General features: G+C 60.8%; 23 protein-coding genes and 2 tRNA genes. 9 read left to right on the plus strand and 16 right to left on the minus strand.

What is annotated here, in order from left to right; genetic code table 11:
* Positions 1-21: 21 nt before the first annotated feature.
* The 5 genes from coaE to ACE3P9_RS01740 all read left to right on the plus strand — a co-directional run bounded on the left by coaE (position 22) and on the right by ACE3P9_RS01740 (position 4,295).
* The gene (gene coaE, locus ACE3P9_RS01720) at positions 22-687 is read left to right on the plus strand and encodes a dephospho-CoA kinase (RefSeq protein ID WP_374491318.1); all 666 of its coding nucleotides are present in this window, start codon (positions 22-24) and stop codon (positions 685-687) included.
* A 19-nt stretch (positions 688-706) separates the two neighbouring features.
* The gene (gene zapD / locus ACE3P9_RS01725) at positions 707-1,462 is read left to right on the plus strand and encodes a cell division protein ZapD (protein WP_374491320.1); all 756 of its coding nucleotides are present in this window, start codon (positions 707-709) and stop codon (positions 1,460-1,462) included.
* 27 nt (positions 1,463-1,489) lie between these two features.
* Positions 1,490-1,717 carry a DNA gyrase inhibitor YacG gene (locus ACE3P9_RS01730; protein ID WP_374491322.1) on the plus strand — a complete coding sequence of 76 codons (228 nt, stop codon included), beginning with the start codon at positions 1,490-1,492 and terminating at the stop codon, positions 1,715-1,717.
* Between the two features lie 108 nt (positions 1,718-1,825).
* Positions 1,826-3,523, plus strand: a complete 1,698-nt coding sequence (nadB, locus tag ACE3P9_RS01735) for an L-aspartate oxidase (RefSeq protein WP_374491324.1) — start codon at positions 1,826-1,828, stop codon at positions 3,521-3,523.
* Positions 3,524-3,659: 136 nt separating this feature from the next.
* Complete coding sequence (locus tag ACE3P9_RS01740) at positions 3,660-4,295, plus strand: LysE family translocator (protein ID WP_374491326.1); 636 nt, start codon at positions 3,660-3,662, stop codon at positions 4,293-4,295.
* An 89-nt stretch (positions 4,296-4,384) separates the two neighbouring features.
* Here the strand turns inward: ACE3P9_RS01740 and thiD are convergent, their stop codons facing one another.
* The 8 genes from thiD to ACE3P9_RS01780 form a co-directional block, all read right to left on the minus strand.
* Positions 4,385-5,230: a bifunctional hydroxymethylpyrimidine kinase/phosphomethylpyrimidine kinase gene (thiD, locus tag ACE3P9_RS01745; RefSeq protein ID WP_374491327.1), complete on the minus strand. Its 846-nt coding sequence runs from the start codon at positions 5,228-5,230 to the stop codon at positions 4,385-4,387.
* Between the two features lie 112 nt (positions 5,231-5,342).
* Positions 5,343-5,418, minus strand: a tRNA-Asn gene (locus ACE3P9_RS01750).
* Positions 5,419-5,493: 75 nt separating this feature from the next.
* A tRNA-Asn gene (locus ACE3P9_RS01755) sits at positions 5,494-5,569 on the minus strand.
* A 123-nt stretch (positions 5,570-5,692) separates the two neighbouring features.
* Positions 5,693-7,033, minus strand: coding sequence for a dicarboxylate/amino acid:cation symporter (locus tag ACE3P9_RS01760; protein WP_374491329.1), 1,341 nt, complete (start codon positions 7,031-7,033; stop codon positions 5,693-5,695).
* A 16-nt stretch (positions 7,034-7,049) separates the two neighbouring features.
* Positions 7,050-7,235 carry a hypothetical protein gene (locus tag ACE3P9_RS01765; protein ID WP_374491332.1) on the minus strand — a complete coding sequence of 62 codons (186 nt, stop codon included), beginning with the start codon at positions 7,233-7,235 and terminating at the stop codon, positions 7,050-7,052.
* 137 nt (positions 7,236-7,372) lie between these two features.
* A complete protein-coding gene (gene phbB, locus ACE3P9_RS01770) occupies positions 7,373-8,110 on the minus strand; it encodes an acetoacetyl-CoA reductase (protein ID WP_374491334.1) in 738 nt (245 codons plus the stop codon).
* A gap of 166 nt (positions 8,111-8,276) precedes the next feature.
* On the minus strand, positions 8,277-9,989 hold the full coding sequence (gene phaC / locus ACE3P9_RS01775; RefSeq protein ID WP_374491656.1) for a class I poly(R)-hydroxyalkanoic acid synthase: 1,713 nt from the start codon (positions 9,987-9,989) through the stop codon (positions 8,277-8,279).
* A 391-nt stretch (positions 9,990-10,380) separates the two neighbouring features.
* Positions 10,381-11,220 carry a polyphenol oxidase family protein gene (locus tag ACE3P9_RS01780; protein WP_374491336.1) on the minus strand — a complete coding sequence of 280 codons (840 nt, stop codon included), beginning with the start codon at positions 11,218-11,220 and terminating at the stop codon, positions 10,381-10,383.
* Positions 11,221-11,323: 103 nt separating this feature from the next.
* Here ACE3P9_RS01780 and ACE3P9_RS01785 point away from each other — a divergent pair, with 103 nt between their 5' ends.
* A complete protein-coding gene (locus tag ACE3P9_RS01785) occupies positions 11,324-12,031 on the plus strand; it encodes a fumarylacetoacetate hydrolase family protein (RefSeq protein WP_374491338.1) in 708 nt (235 codons plus the stop codon).
* Positions 12,032-12,033: 2 nt separating this feature from the next.
* The gene (locus ACE3P9_RS01790) at positions 12,034-12,615 is read left to right on the plus strand and encodes an NUDIX hydrolase (RefSeq protein WP_374491340.1); all 582 of its coding nucleotides are present in this window, start codon (positions 12,034-12,036) and stop codon (positions 12,613-12,615) included.
* A gap of 12 nt (positions 12,616-12,627) precedes the next feature.
* On the opposite strand, the gene glmM is transcribed toward ACE3P9_RS01790, so the two are convergent.
* The 4 genes from glmM to ACE3P9_RS01810 all read right to left on the minus strand — a co-directional run bounded on the left by glmM (position 12,628) and on the right by ACE3P9_RS01810 (position 18,009).
* Positions 12,628-13,986: a phosphoglucosamine mutase gene (gene glmM / locus ACE3P9_RS01795; RefSeq protein WP_374491342.1), complete on the minus strand. Its 1,359-nt coding sequence runs from the start codon at positions 13,984-13,986 to the stop codon at positions 12,628-12,630.
* 98 nt (positions 13,987-14,084) lie between these two features.
* Complete coding sequence (gene folP / locus ACE3P9_RS01800; RefSeq protein WP_374491344.1) at positions 14,085-15,008, minus strand: dihydropteroate synthase; 924 nt, start codon at positions 15,006-15,008, stop codon at positions 14,085-14,087.
* Positions 15,009-15,209: 201 nt separating this feature from the next.
* Complete coding sequence (gene ftsH, locus ACE3P9_RS01805; protein ID WP_374491346.1) at positions 15,210-17,171, minus strand: ATP-dependent zinc metalloprotease FtsH; 1,962 nt, start codon at positions 17,169-17,171, stop codon at positions 15,210-15,212.
* A 181-nt stretch (positions 17,172-17,352) separates the two neighbouring features.
* Positions 17,353-18,009 carry an RlmE family RNA methyltransferase gene (locus ACE3P9_RS01810; RefSeq protein WP_374491348.1) on the minus strand — a complete coding sequence of 219 codons (657 nt, stop codon included), beginning with the start codon at positions 18,007-18,009 and terminating at the stop codon, positions 17,353-17,355.
* A gap of 51 nt (positions 18,010-18,060) precedes the next feature.
* Here ACE3P9_RS01810 and ACE3P9_RS01815 point away from each other — a divergent pair, with 51 nt between their 5' ends.
* The gene (locus ACE3P9_RS01815; RefSeq protein WP_374491350.1) at positions 18,061-18,534 is read left to right on the plus strand and encodes a YhbY family RNA-binding protein; all 474 of its coding nucleotides are present in this window, start codon (positions 18,061-18,063) and stop codon (positions 18,532-18,534) included.
* A gap of 2 nt (positions 18,535-18,536) precedes the next feature.
* A complete protein-coding gene (locus ACE3P9_RS01820) occupies positions 18,537-19,292 on the plus strand; it encodes a glycosyltransferase (protein ID WP_374491352.1) in 756 nt (251 codons plus the stop codon).
* Positions 19,293-19,381: 89 nt separating this feature from the next.
* On the opposite strand, the gene ACE3P9_RS01825 is transcribed toward ACE3P9_RS01820, so the two are convergent.
* From ACE3P9_RS01825 to carB, 4 genes are all read right to left on the minus strand, one after another.
* On the minus strand, positions 19,382-20,287 hold the full coding sequence (locus ACE3P9_RS01825; RefSeq protein WP_374491353.1) for a Kdo hydroxylase family protein: 906 nt from the start codon (positions 20,285-20,287) through the stop codon (positions 19,382-19,384).
* 5 nt (positions 20,288-20,292) lie between these two features.
* Positions 20,293-20,721, minus strand: a complete 429-nt coding sequence (locus ACE3P9_RS01830; protein ID WP_374491355.1) for a DUF4149 domain-containing protein — start codon at positions 20,719-20,721, stop codon at positions 20,293-20,295.
* Positions 20,722-20,723: 2 nt separating this feature from the next.
* Positions 20,724-21,203 (minus strand): transcription elongation factor GreA, encoded by a 480-nt coding sequence (gene greA, locus ACE3P9_RS01835; RefSeq protein ID WP_374491357.1) that lies wholly within the window; start codon positions 21,201-21,203, stop codon positions 20,724-20,726.
* A 163-nt stretch (positions 21,204-21,366) separates the two neighbouring features.
* On the minus strand, positions 21,367-24,624 hold the full coding sequence (gene carB, locus ACE3P9_RS01840) for a carbamoyl-phosphate synthase large subunit (RefSeq protein ID WP_374491359.1): 3,258 nt from the start codon (positions 24,622-24,624) through the stop codon (positions 21,367-21,369).
* Between the last annotated feature and the right edge of the window lie 7 nt (positions 24,625-24,631).

Genomic DNA, 24,631 nt, shown 5'->3' on the forward strand with positions numbered 1-24,631 from the left:
CATCCTTCACCTCCGGCAGCCATGTCCGACCCCCACCTCCCCGTCCCCCCTATCCATGCCGCACCTCCTGTGTGGCATGTGGGCCTCACCGGAGGCATCGGCAGTGGCAAGAGCACGGTCGGCCAGCTCCTGAAGGAAGCAGGAGCGGTTGTGATCGATGCCGATGGGATCTCACGCGCAGCCACTGCTCCCGGTGGAAGTGCCATCCCAGCCATCCGCGCAGAATTCGGACCTTCATTCGTGACTCCCGAGCAGGCCTTGAACCGGAATGCCATGCGCGATCTGGTATTCCGAGAACCTCAGGCCCGCCTGCGTCTTGAAGCCATCATCCACCCCCTGGTGCAACAGGAAATGGGCAGACAGGCCCAGACGGCCATGCGCGGCGGTGCCCGTGTGGTCCTCTATGACATTCCCCTGCTTGCCGAGCATGGACACTGGCGCAGACGCTTCGACCATGTCGTGGTGGTTGACTGTGACGAACCCACCCAGATTGCGCGCGTCATGGCCCGTAATGGCCTTCCACGCGACACCGTCGAGGCGATCATCCGTCAGCAGGCCAGCAGAACACAACGACGACGTGTAGCCGACACCCTGGTGCGCAACGGGCAGGGCATCGGTCTCAGGGAACTCAAGGCACAAGCCCATCTCCTCGCACGCCATTTCGGACTGCATTCGGCCTTATCATGAGCGGCAAAGGAATCGCCGCGTGATTGTGTACGAATACCCCCTCCATGAGCGCATTCGCACTTACCTGCGATTGGAGCGTCTGTTCGATCGATTCAGGGAACTCTCTGAACGGGAATCGGCGCTCGACCATCACTTGGCATTGACCACCCTTTTCGAACTGCTCGACGTGGCGACACGGTCTGACCTGAAGTCCGATACGCTGCGTGACCTCGATCGTCAAAAGCAGCAGCTCAATGCCTACAGGGGCAACCCCGCAGTGGCGGAGAGCATGCTCGAACAGACCGTGCAGAGCGTCGAGAACTGCTATGCCGACCTGCAGCGTCTCAATGGCAAACTGGGACAGGCCCTGTCCGAAAACGATTGGCTCACCGCCATCCGGAGCCGTCTGAGCATACCGGGAGGTACCTGTGAATTCGATCTCCCCGACTATTTTGCCTGGCAGCATTTTCCTCCGCTGGAACGCCAGCAGAATCTGCAGGAATGGATTGCACAGCTTCTGCCGCTTGCCGAAAGCGTCAAGCTACTGCTGTCGCTGATGCGCGGAACCGGCTACAGCCAGAGAGTCACTGCGATCAAGGGCATATTCCAGCAGAACCTGCCTCAAGGCAAACCCTTCCAGTTCCTGCGCGTGCGCCTGCACGCAGATGCGCACCTCTTTCCCGAAATCAGTGCCAACCGGCTGGTGCTTTCCGTGCGCATCATGGCGCACAATGGCACGGCTGAACCTCTGGCCAGTCCGGAGGATACCGATTTCCAGCTCACGTTGTGCGCGTGAGCAGTTTCTCGCCAGTCATAGCCGATCATGTCTTCGTCTGAATCTCCCTGTGCTGCAGCACATGATGCACCCACAGGACGCACCGTCACCTGCCCACAGTGCGGAGGCCCCAGCCTCTATGCACCCTCCAATCCCTATCGTCCCTTCTGCAGCAAGCGCTGCAAGCAGATCGACCTGGGCGCCTGGGCCAATGAGGATTACCGTGTCCACCCCACGTCGTCGGAAGCCACGGACGATCCCGGAATGGCACCCTGATGTGCCTTTTGCGCCGATTCTCCTGTCTGACTGCCCCTGACCACCTCATCCGGCAGCTTTTTCTTTTCTGACGAGGCTCCTGTCGCCTCCTCTCCATCGTTGCCCATCATGTCCGATACTTCCTTCCCTTCTTCCGCCTCCATCTCGCCTTCTGCCTCCTCGCAAGGCCTTCCTGTCGTCATTGTGGGCGCAGGTCTGGGAGGCCTGGCCGTTGCCCTGCATCTGGCGCGCTCTGTTCCTGTCGTCATGCTGGCCAAACGCAAGGTCGAGGAAGCCGCCACCGCTTGGGCGCAGGGAGGTATCGTGGGCGTCGTCGGTCCTGACGACAGTGTGGAGAGTCACATCCATGACACCCAGGAAGCGGGTGCCGGGATCGTGGATGAGGATACCGCGCGCTTCATCGCCGAAAACAGCGCTGATGCACTCGCTTGGCTGGTCGAGCAGGGGGTGCCCTTCACGCACGACGAGCAGGGGCCGCTGGGACTCCATCTCACCCGGGAAGGCGGCCATGCCGTTCGCCGCATTGCCCATGCAGCCGATGCCACGGGACGCGCCATCCACCAGGCCTTGCTGGCCAAGGTACGCCAGCACCCCAACATCACGCTCCACGAACGCTGGATGGCCATCGATCTCATCACCGACAAGCACCTCGGTGAAGCGGGCGCATCGCCGATCAAGAGCTGCCATGGTGTCTATGTCCTCGACATCGACGCAGGCAAGGTACTGACCATGCCCGCACGCGCAGTCGTGCTGGCCAGCGGCGGCGTGGGCAAGGTCTATCGCTACACCACCAATCCGGAAACCTCGACCGGAGATGGCATCGCCATGGCCTGGCGGGCAGGCTGTCGCATCGGCAACATGGAGTTCATCCAGTTTCACCCCACCTGCCTGTACCACCCACAGGAACGCAGCTTCCTGATCACCGAGGCCCTGCGCGGCGAGGGGGGGCTGCTCAAGCTTCCCCTCAAGGATGCCGACGGCAACATCCATGCACAACGATTCATGCCCGAGCATGATCCGCGCGCGGAACTGGCTCCTCGTGACATCGTGGCACGTGCCATCGATTTCGAACTGAAAAAGCATGGCCTTGACTATGTCTGGCTCGATGCCACACACCTGGGAGCCGAGTTTCTCAAGGAACACTTCCCTACCATCTACCATCGCTGCCTGGAACTCGGCATCGACATCACCAAGGACCCGATCCCCGTCGTGCCGGCAGCCCACTACACCTGCGGCGGGGTGGTGACCGACCTGCAGGGGCACACGGACCTGCACCATCTCTACGCTGTCGGCGAAACCACCTACACAGGCCTGCATGGCGCCAATCGCCTGGCAAGCAACTCGCTTCTCGAATGCGTAGTGCTGGGCAAGAGCTGCGCCGAGGCCATCATGCAGATGCCTGCCTCCAGCCCCCTGCCCCTGCCCCAGTGGGATGAAAGCCAGGTCGAGGATGCCGATGAACAGGTTGTCATTGCCCACAACTGGGATGAGCTCCGCCTCATGATGTGGAACTACGTGGGCATTGTCCGCACCACACGTCGGCTCGAACGCGCACAGCATCGCATCAAGCTGCTCAAGGATGAGATTGACGACTACTACGCCAACTTCAAGGTCAGCCGAGACCTGCTGGAGCTGCGCAATCTGGTCGACTGTGCCGATCTCATCGTCAAGAGCGCACTGAACCGCCATGAAAGCCGAGGGCTGCACTACATCCGCGACTATCCGGAACTGCTGCCTGCCAGTTTCCCGACCATCCTCTTCAAGAATCTGCACCGCAAGAGCGCCAGAAAGAACAAAAAGGCCTGATGCTGAGCCCTTTGCCTGTATCAGCAGCAACCGCAGCGGTGCACCTCACCGTTTGCACGCCGGATGCCGAACAGGAACCGCCACCTGCGCTCCTTTCTGCGCCATATTCCTTCACCGGTCCCACCTCAGCCCTCTCATGCTCAGCCAACAGGTCGTTTTCAGCTTTTTTGGGCTGTCAGTGCTGCTTGCGCTCGCTCCAGGTCCCGACAACCTCTTTGTACTGACACTGTCGGCACTGCGAGGGCCCCGTGCCGGACTCTGGGTGGTACTGGGGCTGTGCTCTGGATTGGTCGTGCATACCGCAGCCGTGGCCCTGGGAGTTGCAGCTCTCTTTGCGGCATCTCCTCTGGCGTTCACGGCCCTCAAGTTCGTGGGTGCTGCCTACCTGCTCTACCTGGCCTGGGGCGCCTGGAATACCCCTGCCCTTTCCGGAAATGGCACCGCTCTCGACAGCACACCAGGACTCACGCCCTTGCAGGCGTGGCGACGGGGATTGGTGATGAATCTCACCAATCCCAAGGTGGTACTGTTCTTTCTGGCCTTTCTGCCCCAGTTCTGCTCGCCAGCCCAAGGGCATCTGGCTCTGCAGACCCTGGCCCTCGGCGGACTGTTCATCGTGGCGGCTGGAATCACCTTCTCCTCTCTGGCCCTGCTTGCCGGCTCTCTGGGAAGGAAGCTGCAGACATCCCCCCGCCTGCATTCTTGGCTCCAGCGTGGAGCCGGCGCCGTTCTGGCTGGACTGGCGCTCAAACTCGCGCTGACTACTCGCTGAAATCAACAGCGCCGCAACGCATCCATGCATCGATGTGGCAAGGCAAGAAATCCTGCCCCACGTTCTCGCATGACAGCCCTGCCTCCATCCTACCGCCGCTGCAGACGTGTGGCCGTCGGAGCAAAGCCATGATTGAGTGGGCCATTGTCTGCTGACCCCGTCTGCACAAGAGCCCCGGCCTGCAGTGCGCGCCGGACATAGAGTCTGGCTTCGTGCAGGGCATCCCCCATCTCCAGCCCGAGCGCCAGATAGCCCGCAATGGCAGAAGACAGCGTACATCCCGTTCCGTGGGTATTGGCGGTATCGATGCGGGGATCCGACATCTGGATGCAGCGGCCGCTTTCATCGCACCACACATCCACCACGTGATCGCCCTGCAGATGCCCCCCCTTGAGCAGCACGGCACGGGCTCCCATGGCTTGCAGCTCCCGGGCGGCCATACACATATCCTCCACCGACTGCAGAGAGCGCCCCACGAGCAATCCTGCTTCATCCAGATTGGGGGTGACCAGTGTGACCAGCGGAAAAAGCTCACGCACCATATACGAACGCGCCTCGGGCGCCATCAGCGCAGCGCCACTGCTGGCCACCATGACGGGATCGAGCACCACAGGCACGAGCCTGAACCGATGAAGCTCCTCCGCCACAATGCGCATGATGGCACGGTCATGCAGCATCCCGATCTTGACCGCATTCACCCCGATGTCCGTCACCACAGCTTCCACCTGCGCTCGAACCACCTCGGGAGAGATTCCTTCGATCGCCGTCACACCGCGGGTATTCTGAGCCGTCACCGCCGTGATCGCCGTCATGCCGAACACTCCCAGCGCAGAAAGTGTCTTGAGATCCGCCTGAATACCTGCCCCCCCTCCGCTGTCAGACCCCGCAATACTCAACACACGGACATAGCGAAAGGCACGTTCCGACACCTGCATAACCACCTCCCCTGACCTGATACAGCCGAAGCCATGCGCCACATTTCCGAAACTTTTGTGGGCACGGCACAAAACAAAAGCCCCCGGGCCGGAAGGACCTGGGGGCTTGAAATGGCTCCTCAACCTGGGCTCGAACCAGGGACCTACGGATTAACAGTCCGGCGCTCTACCAACTGAGCTATTGAGGAATAACATGTGCCTTGTCTTGGAGACAGGCTTGATTCTGCATCATGGCTTCATATGATCACGAAGCCAAGCAAACTTGGCTCCTCAACCTGGGCTCGAACCAGGGACCTACGGATTAACAGTCCGGCGCTCTACCAACTGAGCTATTGAGGAATCGAGCTAGAAATTATAGCGGCAATCTTGCCCTCTTATCAAGGCAAAGCCGTTTTTTTCACCTCGTCGCAGCTCCCATGCATTTTCTCTGTAGAGATGCAGGGAGCCGCCAAGGCAGCGCCCTCAGTCGTCTGCACGCGGTCCGGTCAGCATCGGTTCTTCGACCAGCTGGGGATTGTCGAGCATGCGATGCAGCTGATCGGCATCGAGCTGTTTTTCCCAGCGCGCCACCACGATGGTGGCGCAGGCATTGCCGACGAAATTGGTCAGTGCCCGGCATTCCGACATGAAGCGGTCGACCCCCAGAATGAGCACCATGCCGGCTACCGGCAGTTCCGGCACTACGGCAAGCGTTGCCGCCAGGGTGATGAAGCCAGCCCCGGTCACCCCTGCCGCCCCCTTGGAGCTGATCATCGCCACCACGAGGAGCAGGAGCTGATGTTCGAGCGTGAGATGGATATTGAGGGCCTGTGCGATGAACAGGGCCGCCAACGTCATGTAAATGTTCGTGCCATCCAGGTTGAAGGAATATCCGGTGGGCACGACCAGCCCGACCACGGGCTTGGAGCAGCCAGCCTTTTCCATCTTGTGCATGAGGTTCGGCAGCGCCGCTTCCGAGGAACTGGTTCCGAGCACGAGCAGCAGTTCATCCTTGATGTAGCGCACCAGCTTGAAGATCGAGAACCCGTTGTAGCGGCCCACCAGGCCAAGCACGATCACCACGAACAGAATGGACGTGAAATAGAAGGTCACGACCAGGAAGGCCAGGTTCTTGACCGAACCAATGCCATATTTGCCGATCGTGAAGGCCATGGCGCCAAAGGCCCCCACGGGAGCTGCCTTCATCAGAATGGCCACCAGCTTAAACACCGGAACCGACAGGTCATTGAAGAGGTGGTAGATCGGTTTGCCACGCTCTCCGACCAGTGCCAGCGAAATGCCGAACAGGATGGCAATGAACAGCACCTGCAGGATATCCCCTTCCACCAGCGGGCTGACCACGGTGTTGGGAATGATGTTCATCAGGAAGCCCACGATGCTGGACTGATGTGCCTTGGCCACGTAGGTGGCGACCTTGGATGCATCCAGTGTCTTGGGATCGATGTTGAGCCCCGCTCCCGGCTGCAGGGTATTGGCCACCACCAGACCGATGACCAGCGCCAGGGTAGAGAAGGTCAGGAAATAGATCATGGCCTTGCCAGCCACGCGCCCCACGGTGCGCATGTTGCTCATGCCGGAGATGCCGGTGACGACCGTCAGGAAGATGACGGGTGCAATGATCATCTTGACGAGCTTGATGAAGGCATCCCCGAACGGCTTCATGGCCTCGCCCGCCTGCGGGTAGAAATACCCCAGCGCAATACCGATCAGGATGGCGATGATCACCTGCACGTACAGGATCTTGTACCACTTCACCTTTCGGACGGCATGCGTCCTCTGCTCCAGTTCTTCTGCGGTCAACATGACTTTCTGTCCTTTTTCATGGAAGTTTCAATGCATGCAGTGCTGTGCCGACCTGCACCTCTTGTCTGTGCGACAGATGCGCGAGAGCCTGCTCACGATCCCCTGAACAGGCGTCGGAGCGGAATGTGTTTCCACCCAGACAGCCTTTTTCTGGCATCGTCAACAGGCTCAGGAACGAGTCGTCGAGGTCCGATTGCTTCATCGTGCGGCACAGGCACGGTTGTCGGCGCCATTATGCACGTCGACAACAAGCTGTGACCGTTGTTGCAATGCAGTAAATGCACCGCTGAAACAAAAAATCCTGCCGAAGCAGGATCGGGAGCTTGCCCCTGCGGGGTGTCAGCTCATGTGCAATCCCCCATTGCAGGAAAATTCAGCGCCTGTGGTGAAGCCAGACTCCTCTCCCGCAAGCCATGCCACGATGGAAGCAATCTCGGTGGGTTCGCCGAGGCGCTTGACGGGAATCGTGGCCACGATCTTGGCCAACACTTCTTCCCGGATGGCCTTGACCATGTCGGTGGCGATGTAACCGGGACTGACGGTATTGACGGTCACGCCCTTGCCGGCCAGTTCCTGTGCCAGAGCCATGCTGAAGCCGTGCATGCCAGCCTTGGCAGCAGAATAGTTGGTCTGCCCAGCCTGGCCCTTGGCTCCATTGACGGAAGAAATGTTGATGATGCGTCCCCAGCCTCTTTCAGCCATGTCGCCAACGACCTGCTTGGTCACATTGAACATGGAGTTGAGATTGGTCTCGATCACCGCACGCCAGTCTTCGGGAGACATCTTCATGAACATGCGGTCACGGGTGATGCCCGCATTGTTGACCAGCACATCGATCGGGCCATGCTCATCCTTGGCCTTGGCAAAGGCATGAACGGTGGAATCCCAGTCAGCCACATTGCCCACCGAGGCATGGAAGGTATATCCCTGCTCCTTCTGCTGATCCAGCCAGGATTGATAGTCACGGGTAGGGCCGCATCCCACAACGACGGTAAAGCCGTCCCGGTTCAGGCGCTGGCAAATGGCGGTGCCTATGCCCCCCATGCCTCCAGTTACGTATGCCACTTTCTTGCTCATGTTTGTCTCCTCATTGGATATAGTCATGCACCGGCAGCGCCGGTGTGGTGGGGCAGGCGACAGGCAGACGGATCACCATCTATGAGCTTTGCCCGCCCTGCCCCGGTCGAAAAACAACTCCTTGGCGTTCTCCTGTTTTTAGGGATCGAATGAAAATGCCCCCGCATCAAATCATGGGGACCCGGGTCTTGACATAGCGCCCCGGCGCAGGTTCGATCACGGGATAGGTCTCGGAGCCATAGCTCTCGGGAGCTGCCTTCATGCGTCCGCCATGACCGGCCAGCCATTCGGACCAGTCCGGCCACCAGCTTCCCGGATGTTCTTCGGCCTCGGCGATCCACTGTGCACTGTCGGCAGGGAAGGTGGTGGAATCCAGGGTCCAGTAGCTGCGCTTCTTCTTGTGGGGTGGATTGATGACCCCGGCGATATGGCCCGAGGCCCCCATGACGAAGCGCTTCTTGCCGGGAAGCACCTGCGTCGATGCATAAGCTCCTTCAATGGGGACGATGTGGTCTTCGCGCGAACCATAGATGTAGACAGGCTGCTTGATCTTGCGCAGATCCACCTTCTCACCGCACACTGTGGCAGCACCGGGCTGGATGAGCCGGTTTTCCAGGTAGGTGTTGCGCAGGTACCAGGCGTACATGGGTCCCGGCAGACTGGTGGAATCGCAATTCCAGTAAAGCAGGTCAAAGGGCGGAGGTGTTTCGCCCTTGAGGTAATTGCCCACTACGTAATTCCAGACCAGATCGTTGGGGCGGAGAAAACTGAACGTAGTGGCCAGCTCGTTGGCGGGCATCAGTCCCCCATTCTGGAACTGGAGTTCGCGCATGCGCACGAATCCCTCGTCGATGAAAATATCGAGTACCCCTGTGTGCGTGAAGTCGATCAACGTAGTCAGCAACGTCACACTGTGCACCCGGTTGCCCTGCTGCCGTGCCGCAAGCACAGCCAGTGCCGTGGTGAGCAGGGTTCCGCCGACACAGAAACCAAGCACGTTCAGGTTGCTGGTTCCGGTGAGAGCCAGCACCGTGTCAATGGCCTTGAGCACGCCCTTTTCCACATAGTCATCCCAGGTGGCCTGAGCCATGCTCATGTCGGGATTGCGCCAGCTCACCATGAAGGTGTGGTGTCCCTGATCCACTACATAGCGCACCATGGAATTGTCCGGCTGCAGGTCCAGGATGTAGAACTTGTTGATGCAGGGCGGCACGAAGAGGAAGGGGCGTTCATGCACTTTCTCTGTGGAGGGCTTGTATTCGATGAGCTGAAAAAACTCGTTTTCGAACACCACGGCTCCCTCGGAGGTGCAGAGATTGACTCCCACGTGGAACTTGCTCTCATCCGTCATGGACACATAGCCCTGACGCAGGTCGTGCAGAATGTTCTGCATCCCCTTGGCAATGCTCTCGCCTCCTGTCTCGATGGCTTTTTTCTGCGCATCGGGGTTGAAGGCCAGGAAATTGCTGGGTGCCGTGGCTGCCGCCCACTGCTCCACAGCAAACTCGACACGCCCTCTGGTCTTGGCGTCGCACTGCATGGCATCGACCAGCCCCATCAGCAGCCGGGTGTTGGTCAGGTGCAGGGCTGCAGCGAATCCTGCCGAAGGCTGTTTCTGCCATTCGGCGCTGGAAAATCGGCGGTCCCCCGTGATCACGGGAGGCACCATGCCCTGCAGCCACAGGGCATAGATCTCCTGCAGATATTGCTGCTGAAGCCCCTGCAGACGCTCGGCATCGAAAGTGACGGGCTTGGCATCGGGCATGGAGGGGATGAATTCTGCAAACTGCCGCATGGCCTGATCCAGCATGGGAGCACCCTGCTGGGAAGGCATGGCCTGGGTGAACTGGTTCAGGGTCTGCTGCCACATGTCCTGCATGGGCTGGACAAAGGCTTGCCAGGGGTTGCCGTTGGGTGTTGTCGTCACTGCGATGCTCCTCGTTTCTCCGTTATGACAGGCGAATCATGGGTCTGTGTCATCACAACACAGGAGGCTTACAGAAGACTTGTGTGCAACTGCGCTCTGGAGAATGTGCAACTCACCGGCAAAACACTCAACGGTTCGGGAGAACCGTCGGGAGGCGATCAAGGCAGAAATCTCACAGGAATGGCTGCTGCACACTTTCTGGAAACCGGATCTGTTCCACTATGCCACACCATGATGCCATTTTGACGACAGGCCAGACATGCGCATTTGTACCGAGTCCAGCCTGCTCGTGAGTGAGCGTACACACCCCCGCCACGCACGATCGACAAGGATCTTGCGAATGTCAGACCGCCTGCGGGTGCGCTGCATCCCAGGCCTGTGCATCAAGCCAGACGAGGGCTGCGAACCGTCCGGTGGGATTCTGCCGGCGGTAGGAATACCAGCGCTCTGGGTGTGCGGTCGTGGACCAGCATTCGGAGCTGTCGTTGCCATGCACCGCATTGATCCCCTGCCGCCGCAGCCGCTGCCGCGCCAGCCCCGCCAGATCGCCCCACCATTTCCCTTCCACGGCACCGGGACGGAAATGCTCCACAGCTCCGGGACTGGTTTCCAGGAAGGCCTGACGCACCTCATCGCCCACCTCGAACGATTCCGGACCGATGCAGGGCCCCAGCCAGGCCATCCAGCCTGCATCCAAGGCCTCTGTTGCGCATTCGGGCCAGTGGGTGCGCGCCTGACTGCGCATGGCATCGAGCAAGTGCTCCACCACCCCTCCGGCCAGCCCTCGCCACCCCGCATGCGCAGCCCCCACGAGGGGCAGACTGCGGTGTGCCAGCAGGACGGGCAGACAGTCTGCAACCATCATCGCGCATCCCACTCCCATGGCATAGGTATAGGTGGCATCGACTCGATAGGCACACTCTGCTCCTGCATCGGCCGCATGCAGTTCCTGAACTCCAGTGCCGTGAACCTGCTCGACAAAAACCGGTTCCGCCCCCATGGCCCGTGCCAAGGCCCGTCGATTGGCACGCACATCGGCAGGCTCGTCCCCTACGTGCAGCCCCAGATTGAGGCCCTCATAGGGGGGGTGCGAACATCCTCCTGCACGCGTAGTGCACAGCGCCCGTACCCAGGGCGGAGCAGGCCAGTCCGGCAACAGAAAGGGAGAGGAATCGGAATTCATGCATGGCACTGTAATGCAGAAACCCTTGTCTCGTGGCAAGCCACTCACCTCTGTGCGACGTGTTAAATTCCCATCGTTTGCATCCTTGTGTGAAGGTTTTGCCATGTCTTCCGTATCGACCGTGTTTCCGGCGCTGCCTGTGCCCGTGATTCCCATAGTGGGCTCCTCTCAGGTCTACCCCGTGCACCGCATCTACTGCGTAGGGCGGAACTACGAAGATCACGCGAAGGAGATGGGTTTCACCGGCCGCGAGGCTCCCTTTTTCTTCATGAAGCCTGCCGATGCGGTCGTGGCAGCTGCACCAGAACAATCCATCCGTCTGCCCTATCCCAGCCTGACCCATGACTTTCACCATGAAATCGAACTGGTGGTGGCCATCGGAATCGGAGGCCGAGACATTCCGGCCGCCGAGGCGCATCGCCATATCTTCGGGTACGCCGTAGGGCTCGACATGACACGTCGGGATCTGCAGAACGATATGAAAAAACAGGGCCGTCCATGGTCCATCGGCAAGGGGTTCGACGCCTCTGCTCCCCTGTCTGCCATCGTCCCCGCCGCAGAGATGAGCATCCCCATCGAATCCGCCGATATCTGGCTCAAGGTCAACGGCGAGCTGCGGCAGCAAGGCCATATCGGTCAACTCATCTGGAACATCGCAGAAACCATCGAGCACCTGAGCAAGGCATGGACCCTGCAGCCTGGCGACCTGATCTTCACCGGGACTCCCAAGGGCGTCGGTGCAGTAGTGCCTGGCGACAGGCTCGAAGGGCATGTGGATGGACTTCCACCGCTGCAGGTCGAGGTTTTCTGATCGTGTTCACCCCCATTCACCAGCCACCCCGCACCGCCGTGCACTTCTGCCGCTACTGCGGCCACGCCACCGAACTGAGGGAGCCCGAGGGCGACAACCGCAAGCGTGCAGTATGTCCCTCCTGCGGCACCATTCATTACATCAATCCCTTGGTCGTGGTGGGAACCCTGCCGGTATGGCAGGACCGCATCCTGCTGTGCAAACGCAACATCGAGCCTCGCCGGGGCAAATGGACGCTGCCTGCGGGATTCATGGAGCTCCATGAAACCACTTCGCAGGGCGCAGCCCGGGAAACCATGGAAGAATCCGGGGCCGAATTCGATATGGGGCCTTTGTTCGGCGTCATGAATGTCCCTGAAGTGGGACAAGTGCACATGTTCTACCTGTGCACCCTGCGCCATGACCGCTTCGATCCCGGACACGAGACCATGGAAGCACGGCTGTTTTCCGAAGAAGAAATTCCGTGGGAGGAACTGTCGTTCCGTACGGTCGAGCACATGCTCAGGACCTTCCTCGCCGACCGCGCCAAGGGACATTTCGGTGTCCACGTGCACGATTTCATGACCGAGGACACACCCACCTGAGCAGAAATAGGCTTACGTGGCCTGCACCGGCACACGTGCTGCAATGGCCTGGGCACAGGCGTGGGCCTGCTCGGCGCTTCTGGCTTCGACCATGACGCGCAGCACGGGTTCGGTGCCGCTGGCTCGGATGAGTACGCGCCCTTCGGAACCGAGCTCCTCGCGGGCATCGGCAATCGCCTTCTGCAGACCAGTGTCTTCCTGCCAGGGTGTCCCAGGCGCCATGCGGACATTGATCATGGTCTGGGGATAGAGCGTCACCCCTTCCAGAAGATCGGCCAGTGTTCTGCCGCTGCGTGCCACCGCCTGCAGCACCTGCAGGGCGCTGATGATGCCGTCCCCCGTGGAATGGCGGTCCAGCACGAGGATGTGTCCTGAACTCTCTCCGCCGATCAGCCAGCCCTTCTGGAGCAGCTCCTCAAGCACATAGCGGTCTCCCACCTTGGCCCGCACCAGTTCGATACCCTTGTGCTGCAGGGCTTTCTCGATGGCCATGTTGGTCATGAGCGTCCCCACCACACCGGATACGGCATGCGATTGGGCCAGACGGTCGATGGCCAGCAGATAGACCAGCTCATCTCCGTTGAAGAGCCTGCCCTGGGCATCCACCATCTGCAGCCGGTCGGCATCCCCGTCGAGGGCAATGCCGTAATCGGCCCCATGCTCCCGCACGGCGGCCATGAGGGTCTCAGGATGGGTGGCACCGACTCCCGCATTGATGTTGAGCCCATCCGGATGACAACCGATGGGCACCACATCAGCCCCAAGCTCGTGAAAGACCTTGGGTGCGATCTGATACGCAGCCCCATTGGCGGCATCCACCACGATCTTCAGCCCGGACAGAGTGAGGTCATGGGCAAAGGTGCTCTTGCAGAATTCAATGTAGCGCCCCGCTGCATCGTCGAGGCGCATCGCCTTGCCCAGCCGTCCCGAAGGCACGCAGACCAGAGGCTGCTCCAGCTCTCGTTCGACAGCTTCCTCCCACGCATCGGGCAGCTTGGCTCCTTGCTTGCTGAAGAACTTGATGCCATTGTCTTCATAGGGATTGTGGCTTGCGCTGATCACTACCCCGAGCGAAGCACGCTGTGCGCGGGTCAGATAGGCCACGGCGGGCGTGGGAACAGGTCCCAGCAGCATCACATCCACTCCGGCCGAATTGAAGCCGGACTCCAGCGCACTTTCGAGCATGTAACCGGAAATGCGCGTGTCCTTGCCTATCAGGACCTTGGGAGGCGTGGCAGAAGTCCCGGCCTCCTGCCGCAAGACGCGCCCTACCGCATTGGCCAGACGCAACACAAAATCAGGCGTCAGCGGCGCCTGTCCCACCGTGCCTCGAATGCCATCCGTACCGAAATATGTGCGTGTGCCTGCCATGTGTATGCCGTAATTGCCAGTGATGAAAAAACGATGCTGTCCTGCCCGAAGTCGCGGAATACGCCTCTGCCTTCCGCAGCTCCAGAAAGCACAGAAAATCAGGAAAGCGGTGCCGCCACGGCGTGCATCGCCTGCCATACGGCCAGGGCCTGCTGGGTTGCTGCCACGTCGTGCACACGCACCACGCGCGCCCCCCGATCGACTGCCAGCACGGCGGCAGTCACGCTGGCCAGACTGCGTTCATGCGACAGCAGGTCGCTGCGATAGTCCACATCCGTGATCCCCGGAGGAAGTGCTTCCAGCACAGCCCCCAGGCTGGATTTGCGCGACCATCCCGCCAGCAGCGGCTGTCCGGTGATCTCCAGCAGCGGCTGGTAGGCCAGCAGAGAAAAATTCTGTGGCACCGTCTTGCCGAATCCTATGCCAGGATCCAGCGCAATGCGCTCCCGTGCAACGCCGAGACTCTGCAGCACATGGGTGCGCTGCTGCAAAAAGCGCCCCACTTCGTGCACCACCTCCGCAGCCGAGCCCTGCATGGGTTCCATCTGCATCGTCAGGGGATCGCGATGCATGTGCATGAGGCATACGCCACAGCTCCCGTGTCGGGCCACTACCTGCTCTCCATCCAGCCCATCCGGCCCCATGCGCCAGCGCAGAGCCCAGATGTCGTTGATGATGCTGGCGCCGAGATCAAGCGCTGCCTGCATGACTTCGGGCTTATAGGTATCGACCGAAATCGGGACCTTGAGCTCCACGGCATGACGCACCACGGGCAGCACCCGCTCCAGCTCCAGCTCCAGAGGCACAGGTTCTGCACCGGGGCGCGTGGACTCCCCACCGATATCGAGAATGGCAGCACCCTCATGCACCAGCCTTTCGGCGTGGCGGAGCGCACTGACGGTATCGGCATGATGCCCCCCATCCGAAAAGGAGTCGGGCGTGACATTGACGATGCCCATGATGCGCGGAACGCGCAGATCCAGGCGGAAGGCACCGGCCTGCCAGATGCTGAGGGAAGCCATGTTGAAGCCAGGGAAAGAGAAAAAAGAAAACCCGATGACACGAGCGCAATCTGCCTATTGTAAATAGGCTGCCTCGCAGGGAACCGCATGGCTGTTCACGCACATGGCGCGGATGGCAACCATCAGCGGCAGTCGGGCACACATATGAAAAAGGAGCCATGACAGGCTCCTTTTTCACTCAGGGGGCACAAGCCCCCGATCTCATTGCCGCAGGGTGGGATGAGGTGTCGGCGTGGGCTTGGCCTCGGCCGCAGGAGTGGACGGCAATGCAGGAGCAGAACCACCGCTGCTGCTGGAGCCTCCATCACGTGGCGGCACCCGAGGGGCCCAGTCCTTGGCAGGTTTCGGCTCACGTCCTTCCATGATGGCATCGAGCTGCTCGCTGTCGATGGTTTCCCATTCCAGCAAGGCCTTGGCCATGGCATGCATCTTGTCGCTGTGCTCCTCGATCAACCTGCGTGCGAGATCGTACTGCTCGTCGATGATGCGCCGGACCTCCTCGTCCACCAGCCGCATGGTCTCTTCGCTCATGTGCGTGGTCTTGGTGACGCTGCGTCCCAGGAAAACTTCGCCTTCGTTTTCCGCATACACCATGGGGCCCAGTTTCTCGCTCATGCCATACCGCATGACCATGTCGCGTGCCAGCTGGGTGGCGCGCTCGAAATCATTGCTGGCTCCCGTGGTCATCTGGTGCATGAAGACCTCTTCGGCAATGCGTCCACCGAACAGCATGCTGATCTGGTTGAGCATGTATTCGCGGTCATAGCTGTAGCGGTCCTGCTCCGGCAGGCTCATGGTCACCCCGAGGGCACGACCCCGCGGAATGATGGTGACCTTGTGCACAGGATCACACTTGGGCAGCAGGCGCCCGATGAGCGCATGGCCAGATTCGTGATAGGCCGTGTTGCGACGTTCTTCCTCGGGCATGACCATGGTCTTGCGCTCGGGGCCCATGATGATCTTGTCCTTGGCCTTTTCGAAATCCTGCATCTCGACCACGCGCGCATTGCGACGTGCCGCCATCAGGGCAGCCTCGTTGCACAGATTGGCCAGATCGGCACCACTCATGCCCGGCGTGCCTCGTGCAATGATGGCGGGATCGACATCCTGCCCCACGGGAATCTTGCGCATGTGCACGCTCAGAATCTGCTCACGGCCCCGGATATCAGGCAACGTGACATAGACCTGCCGGTCGAAGCGCCCGGGACGCAGCAGGGCTGCATCCAGGATGTCCGGTCGGTTGGTGGCTGCCACGACAATGACGCCGAGATTGGTTTCGAAGCCATCCATCTCGACCAGCATCTGGTTGAGGGTCTGTTCGCGCTCATCGTTGCCACCGCCCAGACCTGCACCACGCTGGCGGCCCACAGCATCGATCTCATCGATGAAGATGATGCAGGGAGCGTTCTTCTTGGCGTTCTCGAACATGTCACGCACCCGGGCCGCACCTACGCCCACGAACATTTCCACGAAGTCCGAACCGGAGATGCTGAAGAAGGGCACCTTGGCCTCGCCCGCGATCGACTTGGCCAGCAGCGTCTTGCCTGTTCCCGGAGGTCCGACCAGGAGCAGCCCGCGCGGAATGCGTCCACCAAGCTTCTGGAATTTCTGGGGATCCTTGAGGAAGTCCACGACTTCCTTGACTTCTTCCTTGGCCTCGTCGCACCCGGCCACGTCGGCAAAGGTCACGGTGTTGTTGTTCTCGTCCAGCATGCGTGCCTTGGACTTGCCGAAGCTGAACGCGCCTCCCTTGCCTCCACCCTGCATCTGACGCATGAAATAGATCCAGACACCGATGAGGAGCAGCATGGGGCCCCAGCTGATGAGCAGGCTGCCCAGGAGGGAGCCTTCCTCTTTCTGCTTCACGTCGAACTTGACGCCGTAATTGAGCAAGTCTCCCACCAGCCCACGATCGAGATACGTGGCCGTGGTGCGCACCCGGCGGTCATCGGTGGTGACAGCCACGATGTCGGTCGAGCCGCCCGATCCTTCCTGGATGGTGGCGCTCTTGATCTTGCGATTGTGAACGTCCGAGATGAAGTCGGAGTAGCCCACCGTGCTCGCCCCAGCGGGACCGCGCACGTCGAACTGCTTGAAGACGGTGAAGAGCACGAGGGCCACCACCATCCACACAGCTATCTTGGAAAACCATTGTTTGTTCAAACCACACTCCAGTTCGCAAAACCGTCCACACCATCAGCGCAGAGCATTATTCATGCCATATGCGCGTCATTTTAGGACTTTCAAGGCGCAGACGTATCCCGTATTCCCCTGCAGCGGAACGGAAAAGAACAGAAAACCGACAACCCTGTCTCAGGAGGGATGCCCATTGCCCCTGCAGCGGCTAGGACTTGAGGCGCAACCCCACCAGAAAGGTCTCGCTCGACCGGTCGCGCGAGGCCTTGGGCTTGATGGGCTTGACCACCTCGAAATGCTGCTTGAAGAGCTTGACCAGCTGGCTGTATCCACTGCCATGGAACACCTTGGTCACGAGGGCGCCTTCCGGCTTGAGATGGGCCTGGGAAAACTCGATGGCCAGTTCGATGAGATGGGCCACCCGTGCCGCATCGGCCGACTCCACGCCAGAGAGATTGGGCGCCATGTCGGACACCACCACATCCGCTCTGCGCCCTTGCAGGGTGCGCTCCAGTGCAGTGAGCACTTCCTCTTCCCGGAAATCACCCTGCAGGAACTCGACTCCCTCGATGGGCTGCATGGGAAGCATGTCGAGCGCGACGATGCGACCGTTCAGGGCTCCCACAGCCGCTCCTTCGGGCGAAAGCCTGCGCCGCACGTACTGGCTCCATGCGCCCGGAGCCGAGCCCAGATCCACCACGAGATCTCCCGGATGGATCAGATGCAGGGCCTCGTCGATCTCCTTGAGCTTGTAGGCTGCGCGTGCGCGATAGCCTTCCCGCTGGGCGAGCTTGACGTAGGGATCATTGACGTGGTCGTTGAGCCATGCCTTGTTGACCTTCTTGCTTTTGGTTTTGACTTTCATAAATAGAGAACCGGCTCCGCGCGATCGTGTGCTTTTGGGGATAATACCGCCATGCCTCAGATTGTATTGACTCCCCTGGAGCGCAAGGCGCATCGCGCTGAAGCTCACCACCTTTCACCCGTTGTCATGATCGGCAATGATGGCCTGACCGAGGCCGTCATCAAGGAAACGGATGCCGCACTCAACGCCCATGGCCTGATCAAGGTGCGCGTGCTCGGCGACGACCGTGCCGCGCGCGAGCAGATGTTCCAGGAACTGGCAGACACGCTGAACGCGGCGCCGATCCAGCACATCGGCAAGCTGCTCGTCCTGTGGCGCCCCATGCCCGCCAAGGAGCATGTGCACGATGACAACCGCAAACCCGGCCCCAAGAATGTCAAGGTGCTGAAGTACAGCAAGCGTGGCGGTCAGCGTCCCGAGGTACGTACTCTGCGCGTGCTGGGCAACGAACGCCTCACATCCGGCGGCAAGATCAAGCGGGCAAAATCCCGCCAGGTGTCTCCCAAGAAGCGCCAGGCAGACTGACCATGGCTGCGGCAATGGATCAGCGCGTCATCCTGTGCATGAAATGGGGCACCAAGTATGGCCCCGAATATGTCAATCGGCTCTATGCCATGGTGCGGCGCCACCTGAGCGGAGACTTCTCGTTCGTGTGCCTGACGGACAACGGGGAAGGCATCCGCCCCGAGGTGCGCTGCCTCCCGATTCCTCCCCTCAACCTGCATCTCAAACCCGGACAGCGGGATGGTGCCTGGAAAAAGCTCACCACCTTCAGCGCCGATCTGCATGATCTGCAGGGAACGGGGCTGTTCCTCGATCTGGATGTGGTGATCGTCGGCAGTCTGGATGCCTTTTTCGAGTTGCCCGGCGATTTCTATATCATCCGGGACTATCCCAAGGCCCTGCCGTCCTATCGCATCACCGGCAACTCCTCGGTGTACCGCTTCCGGATCGGCGCACATGCCGATGTGCTGGAGTATTTCCGCACGCACATGGACGAGGTGCAGAAGCACTACCGCAACGAGCAAAGCTTCCTGTCCAAGTTTCTGCATCGTCAGGGCAAGCTGCACTACTGGCCCAGGGAATGGTGTCCGAGCTTCAAGTACAGCTGCATTCCCACCTGGCCTGCCAACTACTGGAAGGCACCGATCGTGCCTGCGCATGCACGGATCATCATCTTCCACGGCGAATGCAATCCTCCCGATGCTGCTGCGGGCAAGCGCAACCGCCGTTTCAGGCACATTGAACCCGCCCCCTGGATTCAGGAGAACTGGACCGAGTAGCACAGGCCCCTCGTGGTTCCGGCTCTCCACCAGAGCCGGAAAGAGGGCAAAAGACAGCGGCGTGCACAGCGCTCGCTACTGCCCCTGCCTCAGCGGGCCACGCCAGCTCCCACGCCCTGCAGAGGGCGCCCCATCATGCGAGTGAGGATGGCCAGAGGACTGCTGGCAGGATCACATTCCCGGCCCGGCGGCAGATACATGGTCTGTTCCATCATGTACTGCCCGGACATCACCGCATGCGTGGCCTGGTCTGAAAAGCACACCCATACGCTGCCTGCAGGAAAAGGAATGGTGACCTGGGTTCCGGATTTCTGGTAGTCCAGATCGCGCTTCATGGCATCGTGCATCTGCAGCATCAGGTGGTCGTACTCGCTGCGCAGCGACTTGGTGACGTGCAGGGCATTCAGCACGCGTGCCTGCCAGAGGCGATAGGGAGCGAGCCGTGGCCAGAATTGGCGCGCCACCGTCTCGAACGATTCTCCGACGCGCCATACGCGCGGCACCCCGGCGGGATTGACATTGGCAAAGATGCGCAGAATGCGTTCGCCATAGTTGGGGCGGGAGGGGAAGGCATCGACATGCATGCGCTGGTCGTCGGCCCTCCAGGACTGCGCACGGGTCTCGACCTGCCTTGGCCGGAAACTGGTGGGAGCGATGCGAAGAAACTGTGCATATTCGGGGAGCAGGGTATCCACCAGCTGCCTGGCCTGATGGCGAAAACGCCCTACCATGGCCGCCAGAGCCTGCTGGTCGGCCTCAGGCCCCTGGGCTCCCTTGAGGTGCCCCTCGGCATCCAGGCTGATGTTGCGCGACTTGGGAGAGAGAATATCAGGCCGAAACAGGGCCTGTTCGGATGCGTCGACATGGAAGGCCAGATGGGGGAAGAACAGAACCTTGCCGGCTTCGAGTGCCGCCGTCCATTGAGAATCGCTGTGCGCAGCCGACCAGTCATCGAGCGGCAGTTCAACGATGGAAGAAGCGGAATTGTCGGGCATGTGGGTCACTCCTGAGGTGCACTGAGACGCCAGCAGACGATGCCGGCACACAGCCATTGCACGAGATACATGGTGCTGCCGATACTGTGCCACAGGGCCAGATGGTCCCGTGCGACGATATGGGGCGACACCACAAACTGGGACACGAGAGACAGCAGCATGCCACCCAGTATCCACACCAGCGACTGACAGGCCACCGCAGCAGCCCGGCCGGAGGTGTGCGCCCTGGTCAGCATCAGCAGCCAGAGCGCGCAGAGTACGGAAATCCCTGTCTGGATGGCGAACAGGCGCGCCGCCATGTTGCCTGCCATGAGAGAGGTGGGCAGATGGGCGAACAGCTGGGGCACGACGATGAACCCCGTTACCGCCAGGCTGCTCCACCAGAAGCCCGCAACGAACCAGGAGAAGCGCTCCACCAGGGACGTGCCGCGCATGCTCACAGGTACATGACCGAGACGATTTCGTAATAGCGCACGCCACCGGGAGCCTGCACCTCCACACTGTCGCCCTCTTCCTTGCCGATCAGGGCACGGGCGATGGGGCTGCCGACGTTGAGCAGGCCCTGTTTGATGTCAGCCTCGTCCTCGCCCACGATCTGATAGCGCACCTTGTCGCCCGTCTCTTCTTCTTCCAGTTCGATGGTGGCGCCGAACACCACCTTGCCACCGGCATCGAGCGTGGAGGGATCAATGACCTTGGCGGCTGCAAGCTTGCCCTCGATTTCCTTGATGCGCCCCTCGATGAAACCCTGACGGTCCTTGGCGGCATCGTATTCGGCGTTTTCGCTCAGGTCTCCGTGCGAACGCGCTTCGGCGATCGCGGCGATGACATCCGGGCGGTCCTTGGTCTTGAGGCGATGCAGCTCGGCCTTGAGTTTTTCAGCGCCCTTGATGGTGAGGGGAATGGTCGTGCTCATGGGGAAAAGAGGGACGTGCGACGTCCAAGAAAAGATGAAGCGAGAAAAAAGCCTCCCTGATCCCGTGGTCTCCAACCGGATGGGAAGCTGTCCAAAAAAGCGAAACCGCCGGGCACTGAGCCCGGCGGCATGTTCAGGAATTATGAACCATCTGCCGCTTGCGTCAAGCGTGCAGCATGCGGTGCATTTCCTGAACCGAGATCACACCGAGGTGGTCGATGTACTGCATGCCTTCCACCACGGCCTCGGCACCCGCAATGGTGGTGAAGGTCGTGACCCGCGCCTGCAGGGAGCTGGTGCGGATGGTACGGCTGTCGGCAATCGCATTGCGACGTTCCTCCACGGTATTGATGACCATGGCGATCTCGTTGTTCTTGATCATGTCGACGATATGCGGACGCCCTTCGGTCACCTTGTTGACGGTGGCGCATGTGATGCCGGCATCGCGGATGGCCTGGGCCGTCCCTCGGGTGGCGATGAGCTCGAAGCCCATGGCTGCCAGCTTGCGGGCGATGGCGATGGCCGTGGGCTTGTCGCTGTTCTTCACGGTGAGGAACACCTTGCCGGACGTCGGCAGATGCTCGCCTGCGCCCAGCTGGGCCTTGAGATAGGCCTCGCCAAAGGTCTTGCCGACGCCCATGACCTCGCCGGTGGACTTCATCTCGGGACCGAGAATGGTGTCCACGCCCGGGAACTTGACAAAGGGGAAGACGGCTTCCTTGACACTGAAGTACGGCGGATCGACCTCGGCACCGATGCCCTGCTGATCCAGGGTGTCTCCAGCCATGCAGCGCGCTGCCACCTTGGCCATCTGCACGCCGGTGGCCTTGCTGACGAAGGGCACGGTACGGCTGGCACGAGGGTTGACTTCCAGCACATAGATCACGTCTTTCTTGACGCCGTCGATCACCTTCTCCTGAATGGCGAACTGGACGTTCATGAGGCCGACCACGTTGAGGGCATGGGCCATCTCGCGCGTCTGGCGCTTGATCTCGGCCACGGTGTCCTTGCTCAGGTAGTAGGGAGGCAGCGAGCAGGCGGAATCGCCGCTGTGCACCCCGGCCTGCTCGATGTGCTCCATCACGCCACCGATGAAGGTGCGCCCCACGGTGTCGCGGATGCAGTCCACGTCGCACTCGATGGCGTCGGACAGGAAGCGGTCGAGGAGCACGGGCGAATCGTTGCTGACCTTGACGGCCTCGCGCATGTAGCGTTCGAGGTCGCGCTGCTCGTGCACGATCTCCATGGCACGACCACCGAGCACATAGCTGGGGCGCACCACGAGGGGATATCCCAGCTCGATGGCCTTGTCGAGGGCTTCTGCCTCGGTCCGTGCCGTGGCGTTGGGCGGCTGGCGCAGGTCGAGCTTCTGCAGCAGGTGCTGGAAGCGCTCGCGATCCTCGGCGGCATCAATGCTGTCGGGACTGGTACCGATGATGGGCACTCCAGCCTTTTCCAGCCCGAGCGCCAGCTTGAGCGGTGTCTGGCCGCCGTACTGCACGATCACGCCCGTGGGCTTCTCGACCGCCACGATCTCCAGCACATCCTCCAGCGTGAGGGGTTCGAAGTACAGACGGTCGGAGGTGTCGAAGTCGGTGGAGACGGTTTCGGGGTTGCAGTTGACCATGATGGTTTCGAAGCCATCTTCGCGCATGGCCAGTGCGGCGTGCACGCAGCAGTAGTCGAACTCGATGCCCTGCCCGATGCGGTTGGGACCACCGCCGAGCACCATGATTTTCTTCTTGTCGCTGGGGGCTGCCTCGCATTCCTCGTCATAGGTGGAATACATGTAGGCGGTGGTGGTGGCGAATTCGGCCGCACAGGTATCCACGCGCTTGTACACGGGATGCACATCCAGCCCCTGGCGATAGCCGCGCAGCTCCTGCTCCGTCGTGTGGAAGAGCTTGGCAAGACGGCGATCGGAGAAGCCCTTCTGCTTGAGCATGCGCATGGTGGCTGCATCAACGCTCGCCAGGGCGTCACGCCCCTTTTCGTCGCACAGCCGGTCGATGGCCAGCTCGATCTTGACGATTTCCTCGATCTGCACCAGGAACCACTTGTCGATGCGGGTGAACTGGTGCACTTCATCGAGGCTCCAGCCGGCGGCAAAGGCATCGCCCACGTACCAGATCCGTTCGGGGCCGGGCTCGCCGAGCTCGCGCTCCAGCGTTTCCCGGTCCTTGGTCTTTTCGTTCATGCCGTCGACACCGACTTCCAGGCCGCGCAGGGCCTTCTGGAAGGATTCCTGGAAGGTGCGTCCGATGGCCATCACCTCACCCACGGACTTCATCTGGGTGGTGAGGTGCCGGTCGGCTGCAGGGAATTTCTCGAAGGCGAACCGGGGAATCTTGGTGACGACGTAGTCGATGGAGGGCTCGAAACTCGCGGGGGTGGCGCCGCCTGTGATCTCGTTGCGCAGCTCGTCGAGCGTGTAGCCTACGGCCAGCTTGGCAGCGATCTTGGCGATCGGGAAGCCAGTGGCCTTGGAGGCGAGTGCAGACGAACGCGATACACGCGGATTCATCTCGATCACGATCATGCGCCCATCCTGGGGATTGATCGAGAACTGCACGTTGGAGCCGCCCGTGTCCACACCGATCTCGCGCAGGACGGCCAGCGATGCGTCGCGCATGATCTGGTATTCCTTGTCGGTGAGGGTCTGTGCGGGTGCCACGGTGATGCTGTCACCGGTGTGCACGCCCATGGGGTCGAGGTTCTCGATCGAGCAGACGATAATGCAGTTGTCCTTCTTGTCGCGGACGACTTCCATCTCGAACTCTTTCCAGCCCACGAGCGATTCCTCGATCAGCAGCTCGCTGGTGGGAGAGGCTTCCAGACCGCGCTTGCAGATGGTCTCGAACTCCTCGGCGTTGTAGGCGATGCCGCCACCGGTGCCGCCCAGAGTGAAGCTGGGACGAATCACGACCGGGAAACCGACCTTCTGCTGCACCTCCCAGGCCTGCTGCAGGTTGTAGGCAATGCCGGAACGCGCGGAGCCGAGCCCGATGCGGGTCATGGCTTCCTTGAACTTGAGACGGTCTTCGGCCTTGTCGATGGCTTCGGGGGTAGCGCCTATGAGCTCGACCTTGTACTTGTTGAGCACGCCGTTGCGCCACAGATCAAGGGCACAGTTCAGGGCGGTCTGCCCTCCCATGGTGGGAAGGATGGCGTCGGGCCGCTCGCGCGCGATGATCTTCTCGACAGTCTTCCAGGTGATGGGCTCGATGTAGGTGACGTCGGCCGTGTCCGGATCGGTCATGATCGTGGCAGGGTTGCTGTTGATCAGGATGACCTTGTAGCCTTCCTCGCGCAGGGCCTTGCAGGCCTGAACGCCGGAATAGTCGAACTCGCACGCCTGCCCGATGATGATCGGGCCGGCGCCGATGATGAGAATGCTTTTGATGTCTGAACGCTTGGGCATGATGCGG

This window comes from Allobrachymonas sp. (genome assembly GCF_041912815.1).
In the GTDB taxonomy this organism is placed as follows: Bacteria; Pseudomonadota; Gammaproteobacteria; order Burkholderiales; family Burkholderiaceae_C; genus Brachymonas.

What these genes read in the sequence shown, in the direction of transcription:
- ACE3P9_RS01730 (WP_374491322.1), top strand. Translation starts at nt 1,490, where the DNA reads ATGTCTTCGTCTGAATCTCCCTGTGCTGCAGCACATGATGCACCCACA.
- thiD (WP_374491327.1), bottom strand. Translation starts at nt 5,230, where the DNA reads ATGCAGGTGTCGGAACGTGCCTTTCGCTATGTCCGTGTGTTGAGTATT.
- ACE3P9_RS01765 (WP_374491332.1), bottom strand. Translation starts at nt 7,235, where the DNA reads ATGAAGCAATCGGACCTCGACGACTCGTTCCTGAGCCTGTTGACGATG.
- ACE3P9_RS01780 (WP_374491336.1), bottom strand. Translation starts at nt 11,220, where the DNA reads ATGAATTCCGATTCCTCTCCCTTTCTGTTGCCGGACTGGCCTGCTCCG.
- greA (WP_374491357.1), bottom strand. Translation starts at nt 21,203, where the DNA reads ATGAGCACGACCATTCCCCTCACCATCAAGGGCGCTGAAAAACTCAAG.
- nadB (WP_374491324.1), top strand. Translation starts at nt 1,826, where the DNA reads ATGTCCGATACTTCCTTCCCTTCTTCCGCCTCCATCTCGCCTTCTGCC.
- phbB (WP_374491334.1), bottom strand. Translation starts at nt 8,110, where the DNA reads ATGAGCAAGAAAGTGGCATACGTAACTGGAGGCATGGGGGGCATAGGC.
- ACE3P9_RS01825 (WP_374491353.1), bottom strand. Translation starts at nt 20,287, where the DNA reads ATGCCCGACAATTCCGCTTCTTCCATCGTTGAACTGCCGCTCGATGAC.
- ACE3P9_RS01740 (WP_374491326.1), top strand. Translation starts at nt 3,660, where the DNA reads ATGCTCAGCCAACAGGTCGTTTTCAGCTTTTTTGGGCTGTCAGTGCTG.
- ACE3P9_RS01785 (WP_374491338.1), top strand. Translation starts at nt 11,324, where the DNA reads ATGTCTTCCGTATCGACCGTGTTTCCGGCGCTGCCTGTGCCCGTGATT.
- ACE3P9_RS01830 (WP_374491355.1), bottom strand. Translation starts at nt 20,721, where the DNA reads ATGCGCGGCACGTCCCTGGTGGAGCGCTTCTCCTGGTTCGTTGCGGGC.
- folP (WP_374491344.1), bottom strand. Translation starts at nt 15,008, where the DNA reads ATGGCTTCCCTCAGCATCTGGCAGGCCGGTGCCTTCCGCCTGGATCTG.
- carB (WP_374491359.1), bottom strand. Translation starts at nt 24,624, where the DNA reads ATGCCCAAGCGTTCAGACATCAAAAGCATTCTCATCATCGGCGCCGGC.
- ACE3P9_RS01810 (WP_374491348.1), bottom strand. Translation starts at nt 18,009, where the DNA reads ATGAAAGTCAAAACCAAAAGCAAGAAGGTCAACAAGGCATGGCTCAAC.
- ACE3P9_RS01760 (WP_374491329.1), bottom strand. Translation starts at nt 7,033, where the DNA reads ATGTTGACCGCAGAAGAACTGGAGCAGAGGACGCATGCCGTCCGAAAG.
- glmM (WP_374491342.1), bottom strand. Translation starts at nt 13,986, where the DNA reads ATGGCAGGCACACGCACATATTTCGGTACGGATGGCATTCGAGGCACG.
- coaE (WP_374491318.1), top strand. Translation starts at nt 22, where the DNA reads ATGTCCGACCCCCACCTCCCCGTCCCCCCTATCCATGCCGCACCTCCT.
- phaC (WP_374491656.1), bottom strand. Translation starts at nt 9,989, where the DNA reads ATGCAGGACATGTGGCAGCAGACCCTGAACCAGTTCACCCAGGCCATG.
- ACE3P9_RS01820 (WP_374491352.1), top strand. Translation starts at nt 18,537, where the DNA reads ATGGCTGCGGCAATGGATCAGCGCGTCATCCTGTGCATGAAATGGGGC.
- ACE3P9_RS01815 (WP_374491350.1), top strand. Translation starts at nt 18,061, where the DNA reads ATGCCTCAGATTGTATTGACTCCCCTGGAGCGCAAGGCGCATCGCGCT.